Here is a 16528-nt window from a genome sequence, read left to right on the forward strand (position 1 = left end):
AATACCGCCTGACTGTCGACTGTCGTCAGGCGGCGATGCCGTGCCGTGAGGAACTACGCGCTCGCGGCGCCCACGACCTTGGGCGTCTCCTCGTCCTGCGGGACGTGGTTCTCGGCCGCGTCCGCGGCGGCGATGCGTTCGTCAAGCTCCGCGGACAGCTCGGCGAAGGCTTCCTTGCCAATGGTGGCGGACTGGTAGGCCTTGAGCAGGGAGGCCTTCTCCACCATGAGCACGCGACGGACCGCTTCCTGGTGCTCCTCCTCGTGGAAGCGCATCGACTGCTGCTTGAGGTCCGCGAGCTCCTTCTCGGCGACGGTCTCCTTCTCCTGGTAGGTCTTTTCGAGCTGAGTCACCACGTCGGCTGGAATCTCCCGGGTGCGGCGCATGGCTTCCAGGGCGGCGAGCGCCGCATGAATGGTGCCCAGGCGGCCACGGGCCAACTCGTACTGCTCCTGGTACTCGTCCTTGAGGCCCGTGATGCGCAGCTTGCGCAGCAGCGGCGCCATGGTGAGGCCCTGGAAGACGATGGAGAGCACCACCACGCCGAACGTCATGTTCACCAGCAACTCGCGGTGCGCGAAGTTGTTGGGGAGACCGAGCACCAGCACCATGGAGATGGCGCCACGCAGACCGCTCCACGTGAGGACCGCGCTCCAGGTCCAGGGCATCTTCTCCTTGGTGAAGCGCAGCAGTGAGGACACGCCGTAGACGACCACCGCGCGCGCGACCAGCACCACCACGTAGGCCACGAGAATGGGCTTCCAGGAGGCCAGCAGCGAGCTGAGGTTCACCTCCAGCCCGATGAGGAGGAACACCACGGAGTTGAGCGCGAAAGCCAGGTACTCCCAGAAGCTGTTCACCGCGATCCGGGTGGCGGGGCTCATGCCTTGGTGCGAGGCCCAGTTGCCGCACAGCATGCCGGCCACCACCGTCGCGATGACGCCCGAATAGTGGAAGTGCTCGGCGACGACGAAAGAGCCATAGGCGGCGATGACGGTGAGGGTGATTTCCACCATGGCGTCGTCAATGCGCTTGATGATCTGCGAGGCTCCGTAACCGACGGCGCTGCCCACCAGCACGCCCATGCCGAAGACCTTGGTGAAGTTGGCGAGGGCTCCGCCCACGGTGAACTCTCCCCCCATGGCCACGGCGACGATGAGCGTGAAGAGCACGACCGCCGCGCCATCGTTCAACAGGCTTTCGCCCTCCACCAGCAGGAGCAGCCGCTTGGGCGCCCCCAGGGACTTGAACAGCGCCACCACGGCGATGGGGTCGGTGGAGACGATGACCGACGCGAACACCAACGCGGACAGCATGCCGAAGCCGTGGACGAAGTGCAGCCCGTCCACCACGCGGGTCAGGAACAAGGCCGTGAGCCCGGCGGAGGCCACGAGTCCTGGAATGGCCAGCGCGTGGATGGCCAGCTTGTTCTTCCAGAACTTGCGGAACTCGACGTGGAAGGCCGCTTCGAAGAGCAGGCCCGGCAAGATGATGGCGAAGAGCAGCTCCTTCGTGAGGTGCGGCGGCTCGAACGCCTTGAACGCTCCCAACAGCACGCCCGCGACGACGAGGGCAACCGTATAGGGGATTTTGAAGTACCGCGCGGCGATGGCCACAGCGGTCGCGATGGCGAAAACCAGTACGAAGGCCAACTCGAAATGCATCGTCCCTTACCCGTTTGGATCCAAAGCGCCGGACCTTAGCGCAGTTGCGCAGAACACAGTCGCACACGATGTGCTTCTTGCGAGCAGGGGAAGTGCCGCATATTGCCAGGGCAAGGCGTATTGCAAGGCTCCATCCCCACGCCTGCCCGCTCTTGCCTCCTGGCATGACGCTTCCCAGCTTTGTGCCATGTCCAAGCACCCCCGCTCCAAGGGAGGACGGTTGAGCGCGGGTCTCAAGCTCATCGGACCGCTCTGCGTCTCCATCGGACTGCTCGTCGGGCTGCGGCTCTTGGGGCCGCAGTATCTGGATCAGCGAACGCTGTCGGAGTGGCTCCGGCCGCTCGGCGCGCTGGCGCCCGTGGCCTTCGTCGCGCTGCTCGCGGTGCGGCCGGTGACGCTGCTGCCCGGGCAGCTCTTCACGGCGGTGGGGGGCATCCTCTTCGGCATGGCCATGGGCACGGCCTACGCGCTGGTGGGGACGCTGCTGGCCACGGGGCTCATCCACTTCCTGGCGCGCAAGCTGGGGCGCAAGCCCATGCGGCGGCTGGCCGGGGACAAGCACCCCGTGTTCGAGCGCGCGGCGAAGAATCACGGCTTCCAGATTGGCTTCCTGGCCTGCATCAACTCGGTGATTCCCGCGGATGTGATGTTGGCCACGGCGGCCGCGTCCGGGGCCCGCTATGGCCCGCTGGCGCTGGGGGCGGTGGTGGGCACCATCCCGGGGACGCTGCTCACGACGCTCTTCGGCAGCTCGCTGGGGCAGGGGCGGACGTGGATGACCGCGGTGTCCGCCACCGGCATGGTGCTGAGCCTGCTGCTGGGGCTCGTGCTGGGGCGGAGGTTGATGCGGGAGCTGCTCGCGAAGGAAGCGCCTTCAAGCCCCGAGGGCGAGGCGCCTCCTTCGCGCGAGCGGCCCGGGCACGCGCGCCCGGGCCGGGGAACCACGGAGCCTACGGGTAGCAGGCAGCCTGACGCAGTGCCGTGTCTTCCGGCAGCCCCAGTGCGACGTTGAAGTTCTGCACCGCCTGGCCGGCCATGCCCTTCACCAGGTTGTCGAGCGCGGCCATCACCGCCACCGAGCGGCCCTTGGTGGCCACCGCGATGTCGCAGAAGTTGCTGCCGGCCACCGCGGCGATGCGCGGCGTGCCCTCGACGATGCGCACGAACTTCGAGCCCTCGTAGTAGCGGCGGTACTTCTCCATCAGCGACGCCGTCACCACCGCGCCGCCGTGCTCCGGCCACTCGAACTGCACGGTGGCGAAGATGCCGCGAACCATGGGCGCCGAGTGCGGCACGAAGGCCAGCCGGTGCCGCTGCGCGCCGTGGGCCACCAGCATGACCTCCACCTCGGCCTCGTGCTGGTGCTCCAGCGGCTTGTACGCGCGGAAGTCATGCGCACGCGTCGGGTGGTGCGTGCCCTCGCCGGGCAGCGAGCCCGAGCCGGACGAGCCCGTGACACCCGACACGGCGAGCAGCCCCAGGCCCGGCGTGGAGGCGATGGGCAGCAGCGCGAGCTGCACCGCGGTGGCGAAGCAGCCCGGGTTGGCGATGCGCTTGGCCGTCTTCACCGCGTCGCGCTTCCACTCGGTGAGGCCGTACGTGAAGGTGCCCAGCAGCTCGGGCGAGGGGTGGGGGCGGCCGTAGGCGCCCGCGTAGCGGCCCGGGTGGTCCAGCCGGAAGTCGGAGGACAGGTCGATGAGCAGCAGGCGCTCGGCGATGCCGACGTCCGCCCACTGCTTCTCCAGGCCCGCGAACTGCTTGGCCAGCTCGCCGTGACCCAGCGCGCTGAAGACGACGGGCTGCTGACAGTCCGCCAGCCACTTCCAGTCGGGCTCACCTTCGAAGCGGCCCTCCACCAGGCCGCGCAGGTGCGGGTGGACCTTGTGGATGGGCTCGCCGGCGTGGTGCCGCGACACCGCGCGGATGCTGCCCACCGCGGGGTGACCGGAGAGAATGCGCAAGAGCTCGCCGCCGCCGAAGCCGGAGGCACCCAGGATGTAGATGTTGACCTGCGTCATGACTTCCTCCCCGCGCCCAGCTTGGGGGCGAGCTTTTCCAGGATGAGTCCGCCCAGCGCCGCCGCGTCCGCGCGGGCGTTGCGAGCGGGGATGCCCACCACCTGCTCCACGAAGCGAACGCCCACGGCGTTGTCCGTGGCCGGTCCGGCCACCACGTCCACGTCGATGCCGTACGCCTCGCGCAGGTGCCGCACGCCGCCGGACGCGCCCACCGGGTCGTTGGCGCACAGCACCCACGCCCCCGCCAGGCTCTTGAGCTCCGGGTCCGCGAGGATGCCCTGCACGCCGTACTCGCCCATGATGCCGTCACCCGTCTCCGCGACGATGACGTCCACGTTCTCCGCCGCCAGCTCGGAGAAGAGCACCCGCGCCACGCGCGCGCCCGTGCGGGGCCCCGTGCAGACGATGCCCGCGTCCGTGAAGTCCATCACCACGTCCGCGCCGGAGTCCTGCATGCTCAGCGTGTCGCGCATCAGCGACACGCCCGTCAGCTTGGCTCCGCCCACGCGGAAGCCCGCCTGCGCCAGCTTGCGCACCATGGCCGCGGCGGCGAACGTCTTGCCCGCGTTCATGCAGGTGCCCACCACGTAGACGACGGGGCACTTCACCGGGGACGAGGTGCCCTTCAGCGCGCCGGACGACACGTGCGCCGGCTGCCCGGTGCGCGACATCAGCTCCGGGAACTCCAGCACCTGGCCCAGCACCTCGGCCTCGAAGGGCAGGCCCACGCCGTGGTTGTGCGAGGTGCACTTGCCGATGACGCCGCCCATGTTGAGCACGTGCAGCCGCTCGCCCACGGTGACGGTTTCGGGCACCACGCCCTCGTAGCCGTGCAGCGCGTTGCGGTGGCCCAGCGCGCCCACGACGATGTCGCCCGCGTGCAGCGTGACGAGCCGCCCGTGTACGTCCTCGAGCTGGTTGTAGGTGCTCTTGTCCCCGTGGATGCGAACGGCCACCACGGCGCCTTCCTCGGCCTTCACCTCATGGGCGAGGTGAACCGTCCGGCCCAGGCCGAGGTTGCGGGTGACGCTGCCCACCTTGTCGACGAAAACCTTCATGGCACCCTCACTTCGCGCGATGCGAGAGCATCTGCGCGACGCCGTACAGCTTGGCGAAGCCCGCGGCTTCCGAGCCGTTCCACAACACGTTGGCCTCTCCGTACGTCGCCACCTTCGCATCCATCAGCGAATGGGGCGAACGCACGCCCTCCACCACCTGCGTGCGCGCGTGCAGCACCAGCCGCACCTCACCCGTCACGCGCTCCTGCGACGAGGTGAGGAACGCCTCCAGGTCCTTCACGAGCGGGTCGAAGAAGTGCCCCTCGTGCAGCAGCGAACCGTAGAGGTTGCCCATCGACTCCTTCCAGAAGAGCTGCTTGCCGGAGAGCACCAGCTTCTCCAGCTCGCGGTGCGCGGTGACGAGCAGGTGCGCCGCCGGCGCCTCGAAGCCCACCCGGCCCTTGATGCCCAGGATGGTGTCGCCCAGGTGGATGCCCCGGCCGATGCCGTAGGTGCGCCCCAGCGCGTTGAGCGCCTCCACCAGCTTCACGGGCCCCAGCTTCTCGCCGTCCAGCGACACGGGGACGCCCTTCTCGAAGCCAATCGTGAGCGGGCGCGGCTTCAAGTCCTGGGGCAGCTCGCCGCCGGGGAAGGCCGCCTCGGGCAGCGCCTTCCAGGAGTCCAGCGTCTCGGCGCCGCCCACGGAGGTGCCCCACATGCCCTCGTTGACGGAGTAGGAGCCCAGCTTCGGCGGCATGTGGACGCCGCGCTCGGCCAGGTAGGCCAGCTCCTGCTGCCGGCTGAGGGACAGCGTGCGGATGGGCGTGAGCAGCTCCAGCTCCGGCGCCAGCGAGCGGAAGGCCACGTCGAAGCGCACCTGGTCATTGCCCGCGCCCGTGCTGCCGTGCGCCAGCGCCTGGGTGCCCTTCTCGCGCGCCACGCGGACCACCTCCACCGCCTGGCAGGCCCGCTCGGCGGACACGCTCAGGGGGTAGACCTGGCCGCGCAGCACGTTGCCGGCGATGAGGTAGCGCAGGTAGCCCTGGAAGAGCGTCTCGCGCGCGTCCACCGTCACGTGCTCCACCGCGCCCAACTGCTTGGCCAGCGCGGCGATGCGCTCCAACTGCTCGGGCGGGAAGCCGCCCGTGTCCACGGTGACGGTGGTGACGTCGTAGCCCTGCTCGCGCAGGTAGACGGTGCAGAAAGCGGTATCGAGTCCGCCGGAGAAGGCCAGCACCACGTTCTTCTTGCTCATGATTCGCTCCTCGCGGGGATGCATTTCAAATCGTCCAGACGCGTCCGGCGGCCTCGGCCACGGCGCGGTGTGTCTCGTCGAGCCAGGCGCGCGAGGCGGCCAGCTCTTCCCGGGCCTGGGGCAGGCCCAGGTTGCCGGCGCCACCCAGGTGGGTGGCCGTCAGGGCCCCTCGGTCGGGGCGGAACGTGCCTTCCTCCAGCTCGCGCCCCACCTGCTTGTAGGCGTCGCGGAAGGCCTGTCCCTGCGCCACCAGCGCGTAGGCGTGGTGCGCGGCGTACAGCGTGTCGTCGCTGGCGCGCGCCGCCGCGTCCGCCTTCACCTGGAGCGCCGGCACCAGCCGGGTGAGCACGTCCAACAGCTCGCGCGTGGAGCCCAGCGCCGTCAGGGTGGGGGACTTCAGGAGCTGGAAGTCCCGGTGGTAGCTGGACGGCAGTCCGCCGGCGATGGCCTCCACCTGGTGCGCCAGCCCGCGCAGCTCGCGGCAGCGCCCCCGCGCCAGCTCCACCACGTCCGGGTTCTTCTTCTGCGGCATGATGGACGAGCCCGTGGTGTACGCGTCCGGCAGCCCGAGGAAGCCGAACTCGTCCATGCTGTAGAGCTGCACGTCCCACAGCCACTTCTCCAGCGTGCCCGCCACCGAGCAGGCCCAACCCAGCACCGCGGCCTCGTGACGGCCGCGTCCGTTCTGCACGTCGATGGGGCTGCGTTGCACGCGCGAGAAACCGAGCAGCGACGCGACGTACTCCCGGTCGATGGGCAGCGGCACGCCGAAGCCCGCGGCGGCGCCCAGCGGGCAGCGGTCCAGCCGAGCCCACACGCCGCGCAGCGCCTCCAGCTCCTCGAGCAGACCCTCCGCGAAGGCCATGCCCCACAGGCCGAAGGAGGACGGCATCGCCCGGCGCAGGTGCGTGTAGCCCGGCAGCGCCACGTTCGCGTGCGCCTGGGCGAAGTCCAGGAAGGCCCCTGCCAGCTCCGCCGCCCGCGCGCCCAGCGTCAGCACCTCTTCGCGCAGCAGCAGGCGCAGGGCCAGCTGCACCTGGTCATTGCGCGAGCGCCCCAGGTGGATGCGCTTGCCCGGCTCGCCCACGCGGTCCACCAGCGCCGCCTCCAGGGCGGTGTGGCCGTCCTCCTGCTCGGGGCGGATGACGAACGCGCCCGCGCGGGCCTCGTCGTGCAGCGCCTTGAGCGCCGTCACCAGGGCCTGGGCCTCCGCGTCCTTCAGCAGGCCCACGCGCGCCAGCATCCGCGCGTGCGCGGCCGAGCCGAGCGCGTCATGCGGCGCCAGCGCCAGGTCCACCACCGGATCATTTCCCACCGTGAAGCGGTGGATGGCCGCGTCCAGCGGAAGGCCCTTGCCCCACAGCGTCTCAGCCACGAGCGAGCTCCTCGAAGTAACCGCGCACCATCCGCGTGTAGAAGGCGGCGCCGGCTTCCAGCTCCGCCCGGGTGATGTACTCGTCCGCCAGGTGGCTGCGCAGCGTGTCGCCGGGCCCCACCTTCACCGCCGGGACGTCGCCCAGGAAGGCCCAGTCCGACGCCGTGCTGGAGCCCACCGGCTGCTGCCCCGAGGCCGCCACCGCCGCGCGGACGATGGGCTGCTCCGACGCCGTCGCCTTCGGGAGGTAGCGCTCCGAATGCACCTTCACTTCGCTGCGCAGCGCGCCCGCCACCTGCCGGGCCACCATCCCGTGCTCCATGCCCGGCGTGGTGCGCAGGTCCACGAAGAACTCGCACCGGTCCGGCACCTGGTTGCGCGCCAGCCCGCCCGACACCTGCGTCACCTGCGCCCGGGCCTCACCCAGCAGCGGGTGGGGCGGGAAGCGCAGCTCGGCCAGCACCGCGATGTCCGTCGCCGCCATGTGAATGGCGTTGACGGCCTCGGTGGTGTGCGCGTGCGCGACGTGCGCGCTCTTGCCGTGCGCCGTGCAGCGCAAGAGCAGCATGCCGCGCTGGGCGGTGCAGGGCTTCAGGCTGGTGGGCTCCCCGACGATGGCGGCGTCCAGCGGCCCCAGCGTGGGCAGCAGCGTGCCCAGGCCCTGGCCTCCCGTCTCCTCTTCAGCGGTGAAGGCGAAGACGATTTCGGCGTCCGCGGGCGCGCCCTCGGCGAGCAGCGTCTTCGCGGCCAGCAGCATCCCCGTCACGCAGCCCTTGGCGTCGTTGCTGCCCAGGCCGTACAGGCGGTCCTCGCGCCACACGGGCGCGTGGGGCTCGTACGTCCACCCGGCGCACGGCTTCACCGTGTCCAGGTGCGAGTTGACGAGCAGCCGGCGCGGCCCGCTTCCCACGGAGAACCACACGTTGTGGCCCTGCCGCTGGACGCGCGCGCCCCAGCCCTCGGCCCACCCGGACACGGTGTCCGCGATGCGACCCTCGTCACCCGACACGCTGGGGATGGCCACCAGCGCCTGGAGCAGCTCCGCCGCCTTCATCCCACCGCCCCGGCGGGCTTGTTGGCGTTCTCCCGCACGACCATGGTGCCGCTGCCCTCGTTGGTGAACACCTCTTCCAGCAGCGCGTTGGGCTGCACGCCGCTCACCAGGTGCACGCTGCCCACGCCGCCCACGAGCGCGTGGCGGATGGCGTGCGCCTTGGGCTTCATGCCGCCCGCGATGGCGCCGGTGCTCTCCATGGTGGCCAGGTCCGTGAGGTTGGCCAGCGTGACGAGCGACGACGGATCATTCACGTTCTTCAGCAGGCCCGGGACCTGGACCAGGAAGAAGAGCTTCTCGGCGGACAGGGCCACCGCCAGCGCCGCCGCCACGGTGTCCGCGTTGGTGTTGTACACGGCGCCATCCGCGCCACCCGACAGGGGCGCGATGACGGGCACGTAGTCGGCCGAGCGCAGGTGCTCCACCACGCGGGTGTCCACCTGCTCGATGTCGCCCACCAGGCCGTAGTCCACCAGCTTGCCCTCGGTGGCCCCGGCCTCCGTCACCATGACGGGCGGACGCTTGCGCGCCTTGATGAGCCCGGCGTCCACGCCGCTCAGGCCCACCGCGGGCACGCCCGCCGCCTGGAGGTCCGCCAAGAGGTCCGTGTGCAGCTTGCCCGCCAGCACCATCTTCGCCGCGTCCAGCACGGGCGCGGAGGTGACGCGGCGGCCCGCCACCTTCTCCACCGGCAGGTGGAGGGCGTCACACAGCGTGTCCAGCTCCGGACCGCCGCCGTGGACGACGACGGGACGGATGGAGAAGGTCCACAGCAGGGCGATCTGCTCGCAGGCGGCGCGGCGCAGGCGCGGGTCGCTCAGCATGGCGCCGCCGAGCTTCACCACGAACGTCTTGCGGCGGAACTGCTGCACGTACTTCGCCGCGTTGCGAAGCGCGGAGTAGGGGTCGGGCGAGAGGGGCACGTGAGACCTCGAAGTTCAGGAAAGGAAGAGTGCGGAGGGGCCGCTCAGCGCGAACGCATCCAGTGCAGCAGCGCCCGCTGGACGTGGTAGCGATTGCCGGCCTCGTCTACGACGCGGCTGCTCGGGTGGTCCAGAACCTCGTCGGCCACTTCCACGTTACGGCGCACCGGCAGGCAGTGGAGGAAGGCCGCGTCCGCCTGCGCGCGCGACATCGTCAGGCGCGTGGGCATCCAACCGGAGTACGACGCGAGCAGCGCCGTGACGTCGTTGGGCGAGAAGGCCGCCGCCGCCGTGGGTCCCCAGGACTTGGCGTAGACGGCGCGGCTGCCGACCAGGGCCTCGTCCTGGTCATGGGTGTAGGTGATGCTGCCGCCAGTGGCCTTGGCGTACGCCTCCGCCTCGGCGCGCACGGCCGGGTGCAGCTCGAACCCAGGAGGGTGGGCCACGCGGACCTCGCAGCCCGCGGCCGCCGCGCTCAGCAGGAAGGAGTTGGGCACGGCCTTGGGCAGCGGCTTGATGTGCGGCGCCCACGTCAGCGTCACCGGCAGCTTCTTCGTGGAGCCGAACGTCTCGCGCAGCGTGAGCATGTCCGCCAGCCCCTGGCAGGGGTGCTCGCGGGCGGACTCCATGCTGACCACCGGCACGGTGGACCACTTGCGGAAGGCGTTGATGACGGGGTCGACCTCGTCCTCCTCGTCACCGCCGCCCTGCGAGAAGGTGCGCACGCCCAGCATGTCCACGAAGCGAGACAGGACGGGCGCGGCCTCCTTGAGGTGCTCGGCCCGGTCCGCGTTCATCACCGCGCCCTCGCGGTGCTCCAGCTTCCAGACGCCCGCGCCCACATCCAGGATGATGGCGTTGCCACCGCCGCGCAGCATGACCGCCTCGAACGAGGTGCGGGTGCGCAGCGACGGGTTGAAGAACACCATGCCCAACAGGGTGTTGGCGAACAGCGCCTGCTCCGGGCCCTTCAGCTTCCACGCGGCCGCCTGCGCGAGCACCGCCTCCACGCCCTCGGGCCCCAGATCCTTGATGTGCGTGACGTGCTTCATGGGCCTGTCCTCCCCACTTGCGGCAAACTGCATATTCGTGATGAATATGCGTGAAAATGCGTGCATTGCCGCGAAAAGGCGGCGGATATTATGCAGAAAGACGCGCCGCGCAAGCGGATTATTCGCAACGTTCGCATGCATGTTCTTGCATGAATATTCACGGGGATGCATGTTGGTGGGAATGAATCTGGACGAGGCCATCCTGCGGCTCATCACCGAGCGGGAGATCGGCGATCAGGCCGTGCTGCAGCAGCTCCTGGAGGCCGAGGGCCAGGCGCCGAGCCAGTCGACGCTGTCCCGGCGCTTGAAGAAGCTGGGCGTGCTGAAGGTGGGAGGCCGCTACCAGCGCGCCGCGCCCGCGCCCGCCGTTGTACCGGAGCGTCCGCGCGTCACCATCCTGGAGGCTCCGCCCAACCTGCTCGTGATTCGGACGGCGCCCGGCTTCGCGCCGGTGTTGGCGCTGGCCCTAGACAAGGAGCGGGAGTTGCCCGGGCTCGCGGGGACGGTGGCGGGAGATGACACCATCTTCGTCGCGGTGACGGACCCGGCGCTGCTGCGCGACGTGCGCGGGGCGGTGGAGCGGCTGCTGTCGCTGGGGGCGTAAGGAGGCGCGTCCCTCGCTCGAGGTGATGGACGCGCCGTGGGCGGGAGGCTCCGCGCCGATGCGTGCCCTGGAGCGCGTGTCGTCCGCGCTCCCTGGCACGGCGGCTCACTGGAAGGCGAACACGTAGTTCTGTTCGTAGCGCGTGTCCCACTGCTGGCAGCCCTTGCGGTCCGAGCTTCCGAACCACAGCTCCAAGGTGCCGGGGCCGGCGGGCAGCGGAATGAACGCGGGCACCTGACGCCAGTACTGGAGGTTCTGGTCACCCCAGCTCGTCGTCAGGCTGACGCTCGTCACCGGGCCGCCGTTGATGCGGTAGTACGCGGTGGTGCCCCACGCCTTGTAGTTCAGGTACATCGCGCGGCACTGACCGATGCGGCCGATGTCGTAGTCCACCATCAGCATCCTGCCACCCTGCAGGACGCCTTCGACCGAGTACGTCCACGCGGGCGCGGGGTGGAACGAAATCATCGGGTACTGCTTCACCCAGGTGTGGAAGTTGTACTGGAGATTGGAATCCCACTGGGAGCAGCCGGTGGAGTCCGAGTTGTGGAACCACATCTCCAGCGTGCCGCCCTGCCAGAGCTCCAGCAGCATCTGCGCCTGGGTGCCCACCGTCGTCGCGTTCGCCAGCGGGAAGCCCTGCACCGGGCCTCGGTTCGTCATCATGTAGCCGGTGATGCTCCAGCCCGCGCCCCGGCACGCCGGCAGCCGCCGGGTGTCATAGGCAATGGCCAGGATGGCGTCCGTCTGGGCTTGTCCGGAGAGCGTGACGCTCCAATCCGCGGCGAACGTCAGCGTCGCCGGGCCCGACAGCGTGGCTTCCGAGGTCTGCACGGACACGGGGGCCTGCGGGGCGGCGAAGGCGGCGGAAGCGAGACACAGCACGGGCAGCAGGGCGGACATCAGCGGCTTCATGGGGACTCCGGAGCACGTGAGGAGGACGCGGCCCGGCGGCGGGCGTTCGCCACCGGACGCCAGTGGCTCGCTAACACGGTCCGTGGAAGGCCCGATATGCCCCGTTGCCCCTGGCGAGTGGTGGGTGAGGCTCCACCCAGGGACGGCGCTTCCCGGAAAGCCTGTCGACTTCCTACCCCGCAGGGCAGGGAAATCGTTGCGCCGTGAGGGGTATCTGCCCCACTTTTCCAAGATTTCTCGTTGAGGGCGTAGTTTCTGTGGGGGCGGCGAACCCGTCTGGCCTGGAGGTGAATGTGGGCATGTCGGAGCTGACAGAGCTACTGGACCACGCGCGCAGGGGAGAGCAGGGCGCGCGGGACGCACTGAGGGTGGCGGCCTATCAGGAGCTGCAGGAGATGGCGCAGCGGGCCGTCCACGACGCGTCACCTCCTTTCTCCCTTCAGCCCGCGGTGCTGGTGAAGGAGGCCTGGCTGCGGTTGTTCGGCGCGGGCGCGCCGGTGGAGGCGCGGCGCCACTTCTTCGGTGCCGCGGCCCAGGCCATGCGCCGGGTGATGGTGGACCGGGCGCGGCTGCGCAGGGCGATGCGGGAAGCCCGCCTGGAGCGGCTGAGCCTGGGCGACATGGAGGCGGATGTCCCCGCCGGGCTGAGCATGGAGGTGCTGGAGCTGGACCGGGCGCTGTCGGAGCTCGACACCTTCCAGCCCCGGCTCGCGCGCATGCTGGAGCTGCGCTACTTCGTGGGGCTGGACCTGCTGGACACCGCCGCGGTGCTGGGCGTGTCGCCCGTCACCGTGAAGCGCGACTGGGCCTACGTGCGCGGGTGGCTGCTGGAGCGGCTGGGCAACTGAACCGGCGGCCCGCGCTCCTCACGCGGGCCCGGTCCGTGCCGCGGCCTCGTGGACGTCAGGCCTTGACGGCGGCGGCGACGCTCGGAGCGAGCGGCGTCGTGGGCCGTCCGATGAGCCGGCGCAAATCGCCGGAGCTGTCATTCAGCTCCCCGCGCGCGGCGCCCGCGTCGGAGTCGGCCAGCACCTCGGCGAAGGGCGCGGGCACGCCCACGCCAATGAGCGCGCCGGCGTAATCCGCCTGGGGCAGGTCTTTGTAGAGGACGCTCTTGCCGGACTGGCGGGACACCTCGGCGGCCAGCTCGGTGGCGGTGAAGGCGGTGTCGCCGGCCAGCTCGTAGACCTTGTTCTCATGCCCCTTGCTGGTGAGCACGGCCACCGCGGCGGCGGCGTAGTCCGCTCGGGTGGCGGCGGCGACGCGGCCTTCCCCCGAGCTGCCGATGATGGCGCCATGCGCGAGGGCCGGCGCCAGGTTCTCCGTGTAGTTCTCCGTGTACCAGCCGTTGCGGAGGAAGACGAAGGGCAGTCCGGACGCCCGGATGGCTTCTTCCGTGGCCTTGTGCTCGACGGCGAGCGCCAGGCCGGACGTGTCCGCGTGCAGGATGCTGGTGTACGCCAGCAGCCGGACGCCGGCCTTCTTCGCCGCGTCCACCACCGCCTGGTGCTGTCTGGTGCGCTGACCGACCTCGCTGGATGAAATCAGCAGCACCGTGTCCACGCCTTGGAGCGCGGGGCCCAGCGTCTCCGGCTTGCTGTAGTCCGCCTGCCGGACCTGGACGCCCCGGGCCGCCAGGTCCGAGGCCTTGTTGGGGTCGCGCACGGCGACGGCGATGTCCTTCGCGGGGACCTTCTCGAGGAGGCCCGAGACGACCAGGCGGCCCAGCTTACCGGTGGCTGCAGTGACAAGAATCATGGGGTTCACATCTCCCGTCGTGGAGGGATTTCCCGACGCGAGAAGAACCTAACGGCCTCACTTACTTTACGTAAGTACCTACCTTTTTGTAAGTTACTGGCATGGGGACGAAGAAACGCACGGGGCCGTTGGCGCGGATGATGGCGAAGCAGGCGGAGGAGCGAGGCGACCTGTACGCGCCCGCCTGCCCTTCCCGGGGCGTGCTCGACCACGTGACGAGCCGTTGGGGCGTGCTGGTGTTGATTGCGCTGTTGGAGGGCACGCGCCGCTTCAGCGAGCTGCGCCGCAGGGTCGCCGGCGTGAGCGAGAAGATGCTGTCGCAGACGCTGCAGGCGCTGGAGCAGGACGGCTTCGTGCTGCGAGAGGTCCACCCGGTGATTCCTCCGCACGTGGACTACAGCCTCACGCCCCTGGGGAGGAGGTCGCCACGCGCGTGGAGTCGCTCGCCGAGTGGATCGAGGAGAGCATGCCTCGCATCATGGAGGCACGGGCCCGGCACGTGCCGCGCAAAGGCTGAGGGCCTCGTGCGCGGCACGTTGCTTCGAATCAGGCCTGCCGCTGCTTGCGGCGGATGCGGGCGACCAGCGCCAGCGCCGCGAGCCCCAGGGCCTGGACACCCGCGCCGCCGCCATTGCAGCCGCAGCCACCGGGGGCGGCCCCTTCATCCTCCGGGGGCGGAGGGGGCGCGACGATTTGCAGCGACACGGCTCGCTCGGCCGTCTGGTTCGCGGAGTCCGTCACGCGCACCGTCAGCGCGAAGTTGCCGCTCAGGGTGGGCCTGCCGCTGAGCACGTAGGCGCCGTCGGTCTGCTGGAGCGTCAGTCCGCTGGGAAGCGTCCCGCCGGCCAGGTTCCAGAGGTAGGGCGCCCGGCCTCCCGAGGCGGTGAAGCGGGCCTCATACGGGCTGCCCTGCGTCGCGGACGCGAGCGCGCCGCTGGAGATGCTCAGGTCGCTCACCACGTCCACGCTGAAGGTCCGCTCCGCCACGCCGCCGCGGGCATCGCGCGCGCGCACCGTGACGGCGCTGCTGCCCGCCTGCGTCGGCGTGCCGTGGAACGAGCCCGTGGAGCGGAACGTCAGGCCCGGGGGCAGCGTGCCCACCAGCTCGTACGTGAGCGTGCCCGAGCCCCGGGCGTCCAGGGCCACGAGGTAGTTCGTCCCCACGCGGAAGGGATCCAGTCGCTCCGTGACGAACACGGGCTGGGGCCAGGGGCGCCGCGTGGCCACCAGCAGGCGGCGCGGGCTCACCGCCACCACGGACGTGTCGCCCGTCGCGAAGGACTCCGCGGTGTAGCTTCCGCCCGCGCCCGTCGGATGCGCCGTCCACTCCATGGCATCCGCGGAGACGTGCAGCTCGAACGAGGGCAGCGCCGGCAGGCTCTGCGGCGGCGTCCCCGTCCAGCTCACGACGAAGCTCTGGTCGACAAAGGCCACCAGCGGCGCGGGGGGCTCGGTGGACGAGGGAATCTGGAGGCGGCCCACGCGCGCCCAGGTGCTGCCCAGGTCCTCGGAGCGGTAGAAGCCCGGGGTGGGGGTTTCTGACTGGGGCGCCAGCGCGGCGGGCGGCGAGGGCGGCGGCATGGGCGCCCCGGCGTAGGCGACGAAGCGGCCATTGCCACCCGCGAGCTGCATGAGGGTGAGGCCCGACAACGTGGCGGGCTCGACCAGCTCCCAGCCGCTGCCTTCCGCGCGGGGACGCGCCAGCGCGGACGTGCCAGAGGGGGCTCCGGCCATGGGGAGGGCCGCGGCGAGGAAGCTGTCCTGGCCCGGGGCCAGCGCCACGAGGTCGTAGTTGCTGGAGATGCTCTCATCCGTCCACGTCGCGCCATCCCGGGAGGTGGCGATGAGGCCCGCGGTGCCCACGGCGGCCAGCCGGTTGCCGCTCAGGGCCAGGGCCAGGAAGCGGCGGCCCTCGGTTTCACCGTCGCGCGGTGGCGCCTGGTAGAGGGGCGACCACGTGAACGCGTTGTCGGTGGAGACGACGATGCGGCCGTCCGACAGGCCCAGCCACCGGAGCTGCGAATAGACGAGCCGCTCCAGGCGGATGGGCGTGGTGGTGCCCGCGCTCACGGGGGTGAAGCCCGTCCACGTGCGCCCGTCCGACGAGCGCAGCATCTCCGCGCCGCCGCTGTTCGTCAGGGCGAGGAAGGTGCCGTTCCCATGCCACGCGCTCGCCGCGGAGGGCGTCACCTCGGTGCCTGTCGCGGTGCCTGAATCCCAATGGTCGAAGGTGGTGGTGGGGGCCACGTTGACGTGGAGCAGCCGCTCCAGCCGCCCCGTGAAGTTCGCGGGCTGATAGGCCTGCGTCTCACCCTCGCCCGGGGCGGACCGGCGTTGCGGAACCCGCTCTGGTAGCGGACCCTGTAGGGGCCCTGCGCCACGGACGGCACCGCCAGGGAGAGCTGCGCGGTCGCCAGCACCGACTCGGTCCCCGTGGTGAGGCGGTCCGACACGAGGCAGTGCCACGCGGCGCCGCTCACCGGCCAGGCGGACTGGGCTTCGCTGACGAGCTCCGCCTCCGCCGCCTGCGCGGCCACGGGGGCCGCGCCCGCGTACGTATAGGTGCCGCCCGGCGCCTGCCAGCCCGAGGGCAGGGCGATGCAGGCGACCATCTGCCCGTCACGGCTTTCCGGGCTGTCAGGGCCGAAGTGAACCTGGAGGCTCAAGGGAACGGAGGTGCCGCTGCGCACCGTGCCTTCGTGGCTCACGAAGGCGTCGGATTGGCAGCCAGCGGCACACCACAGCGAAGCCCCCATCAGGGTTCGCAGGACGTGATTGCGATTGAGCAAGGGAAGGAGTTCCTGTCGCGATGCGAGAGGTTCCCTGTCTACGGTTTCGTATTCCGCCGAGTCAAATCACCGCGAAGGGCCCGCGCGCCCGGCACGCCAGCAGGCCGGGCCGCTTCCAGGACT

Annotated in this window: 15 protein-coding genes and 1 pseudogene; 4 read left to right on the forward strand and 12 right to left on the reverse strand. The window is 70.5% G+C overall.

What is annotated here, in order from left to right; genetic code table 11:
• Positions 1 to 53: 53 nt before the first annotated feature.
• Positions 54 to 1664: a Na+/H+ antiporter gene (locus tag A176_RS08595; RefSeq protein WP_044890638.1), complete on the reverse strand. Its 1611-nt coding sequence runs from the start codon at positions 1662 to 1664 to the stop codon at positions 54 to 56.
• A 187-nt stretch (positions 1665 to 1851) separates the two neighbouring features.
• On the opposite strand from A176_RS08595, the gene A176_RS08600 reads away from it, so the two are divergent.
• Positions 1852 to 2676, forward strand: a complete 825-nt coding sequence (locus A176_RS08600; RefSeq protein ID WP_044890637.1) for a TVP38/TMEM64 family protein — start codon at positions 1852 to 1854, stop codon at positions 2674 to 2676.
• Here A176_RS08600 and argC read toward each other — a convergent pair.
• Genes argC through A176_RS08635 form a run of 7 tightly spaced genes read right to left on the reverse strand, consistent with a single transcriptional unit; the run spans position 2615 to position 10339 of the window.
• Positions 2615 to 3682: an N-acetyl-gamma-glutamyl-phosphate reductase gene (gene argC, locus A176_RS08605; RefSeq protein WP_002634116.1), complete on the reverse strand. Its 1068-nt coding sequence runs from the start codon at positions 3680 to 3682 to the stop codon at positions 2615 to 2617. The genes A176_RS08600 and argC overlap by 62 nt on opposite strands.
• Complete coding sequence (locus tag A176_RS08610; RefSeq protein ID WP_002634117.1) at positions 3679 to 4740, reverse strand: DUF1611 domain-containing protein; 1062 nt, start codon at positions 4738 to 4740, stop codon at positions 3679 to 3681. Before A176_RS08610 ends, argC begins: the two co-directional genes overlap by 4 nt.
• A 7-nt stretch (positions 4741 to 4747) precedes the next feature.
• Positions 4748 to 5935, reverse strand: coding sequence for an argininosuccinate synthase (argG, locus tag A176_RS08615; RefSeq protein WP_193409836.1), 1188 nt, complete (start codon positions 5933 to 5935; stop codon positions 4748 to 4750).
• A 25-nt stretch (positions 5936 to 5960) separates the two neighbouring features.
• Complete coding sequence (gene argH, locus A176_RS08620; protein ID WP_002634119.1) at positions 5961 to 7310, reverse strand: argininosuccinate lyase; 1350 nt, start codon at positions 7308 to 7310, stop codon at positions 5961 to 5963.
• Positions 7303 to 8364 carry a M20/M25/M40 family metallo-hydrolase gene (locus tag A176_RS08625; protein ID WP_002634120.1) on the reverse strand — a complete coding sequence of 354 codons (1062 nt, stop codon included), beginning with the start codon at positions 8362 to 8364 and terminating at the stop codon, positions 7303 to 7305. The genes argH and A176_RS08625 overlap by 8 nt, the downstream gene beginning before the upstream one ends.
• Positions 8361 to 9287, reverse strand: coding sequence for an acetylglutamate kinase (gene argB, locus A176_RS08630; protein ID WP_002634121.1), 927 nt, complete (start codon positions 9285 to 9287; stop codon positions 8361 to 8363). The genes A176_RS08625 and argB overlap by 4 nt, the downstream gene beginning before the upstream one ends.
• Positions 9288 to 9331: 44 nt before the next feature.
• On the reverse strand, positions 9332 to 10339 hold the full coding sequence (locus tag A176_RS08635; RefSeq protein ID WP_002634122.1) for an N-acetylornithine carbamoyltransferase: 1008 nt from the start codon (positions 10337 to 10339) through the stop codon (positions 9332 to 9334).
• A gap of 169 nt (positions 10340 to 10508) precedes the next feature.
• Here A176_RS08635 and A176_RS08640 point away from each other — a divergent pair, with 169 nt between their 5' ends.
• Positions 10509 to 10943: an arginine repressor gene (locus A176_RS08640; RefSeq protein WP_002634123.1), complete on the forward strand. Its 435-nt coding sequence runs from the start codon at positions 10509 to 10511 to the stop codon at positions 10941 to 10943.
• A 105-nt stretch (positions 10944 to 11048) separates the two neighbouring features.
• Here the strand turns inward: A176_RS08640 and A176_RS08645 are convergent, their stop codons facing one another.
• The gene (locus A176_RS08645) at positions 11049 to 11858 is read right to left on the reverse strand and encodes a DUF6209 family protein (RefSeq protein ID WP_002634125.1); all 810 of its coding nucleotides are present in this window, start codon (positions 11856 to 11858) and stop codon (positions 11049 to 11051) included.
• A 299-nt stretch (positions 11859 to 12157) separates the two neighbouring features.
• On the opposite strand from A176_RS08645, the gene A176_RS08650 reads away from it, so the two are divergent.
• Positions 12158 to 12706 carry an ECF-type sigma factor gene (locus tag A176_RS08650; protein ID WP_044890662.1) on the forward strand — a complete coding sequence of 183 codons (549 nt, stop codon included), beginning with the start codon at positions 12158 to 12160 and terminating at the stop codon, positions 12704 to 12706.
• A gap of 55 nt (positions 12707 to 12761) precedes the next feature.
• Here the strand turns inward: A176_RS08650 and A176_RS08655 are convergent, their stop codons facing one another.
• Positions 12762 to 13616: an SDR family oxidoreductase gene (locus A176_RS08655; RefSeq protein WP_002634129.1), complete on the reverse strand. Its 855-nt coding sequence runs from the start codon at positions 13614 to 13616 to the stop codon at positions 12762 to 12764.
• Between the two features lie 101 nt (positions 13617 to 13717).
• Here A176_RS08655 and A176_RS08660 point away from each other — a divergent pair.
• Positions 13718 to 14133, forward strand: a pseudogene (locus A176_RS08660) (winged helix-turn-helix transcriptional regulator).
• A 29-nt stretch (positions 14134 to 14162) separates the two neighbouring features.
• Here A176_RS08660 and A176_RS08665 read toward each other — a convergent pair.
• Both A176_RS08665 and A176_RS39770 read right to left on the reverse strand, forming a co-directional pair.
• Positions 14163 to 15863, reverse strand: coding sequence for an Ig domain-containing protein (locus A176_RS08665; RefSeq protein ID WP_226994250.1), 1701 nt, complete (start codon positions 15861 to 15863; stop codon positions 14163 to 14165).
• Positions 15803 to 16405 carry a hypothetical protein gene (locus A176_RS39770; RefSeq protein ID WP_226994251.1) on the reverse strand — a complete coding sequence of 201 codons (603 nt, stop codon included), beginning with the start codon at positions 16403 to 16405 and terminating at the stop codon, positions 15803 to 15805. Before A176_RS39770 ends, A176_RS08665 begins: the two co-directional genes overlap by 61 nt.
• Between the last annotated feature and the right edge of the window lie 123 nt (positions 16406 to 16528).

The sequence above is a fragment of the Myxococcus hansupus genome (assembly GCF_000280925.3).
GTDB classification, from domain to species: Bacteria; Myxococcota; Myxococcia; order Myxococcales; family Myxococcaceae; genus Myxococcus; species Myxococcus hansupus.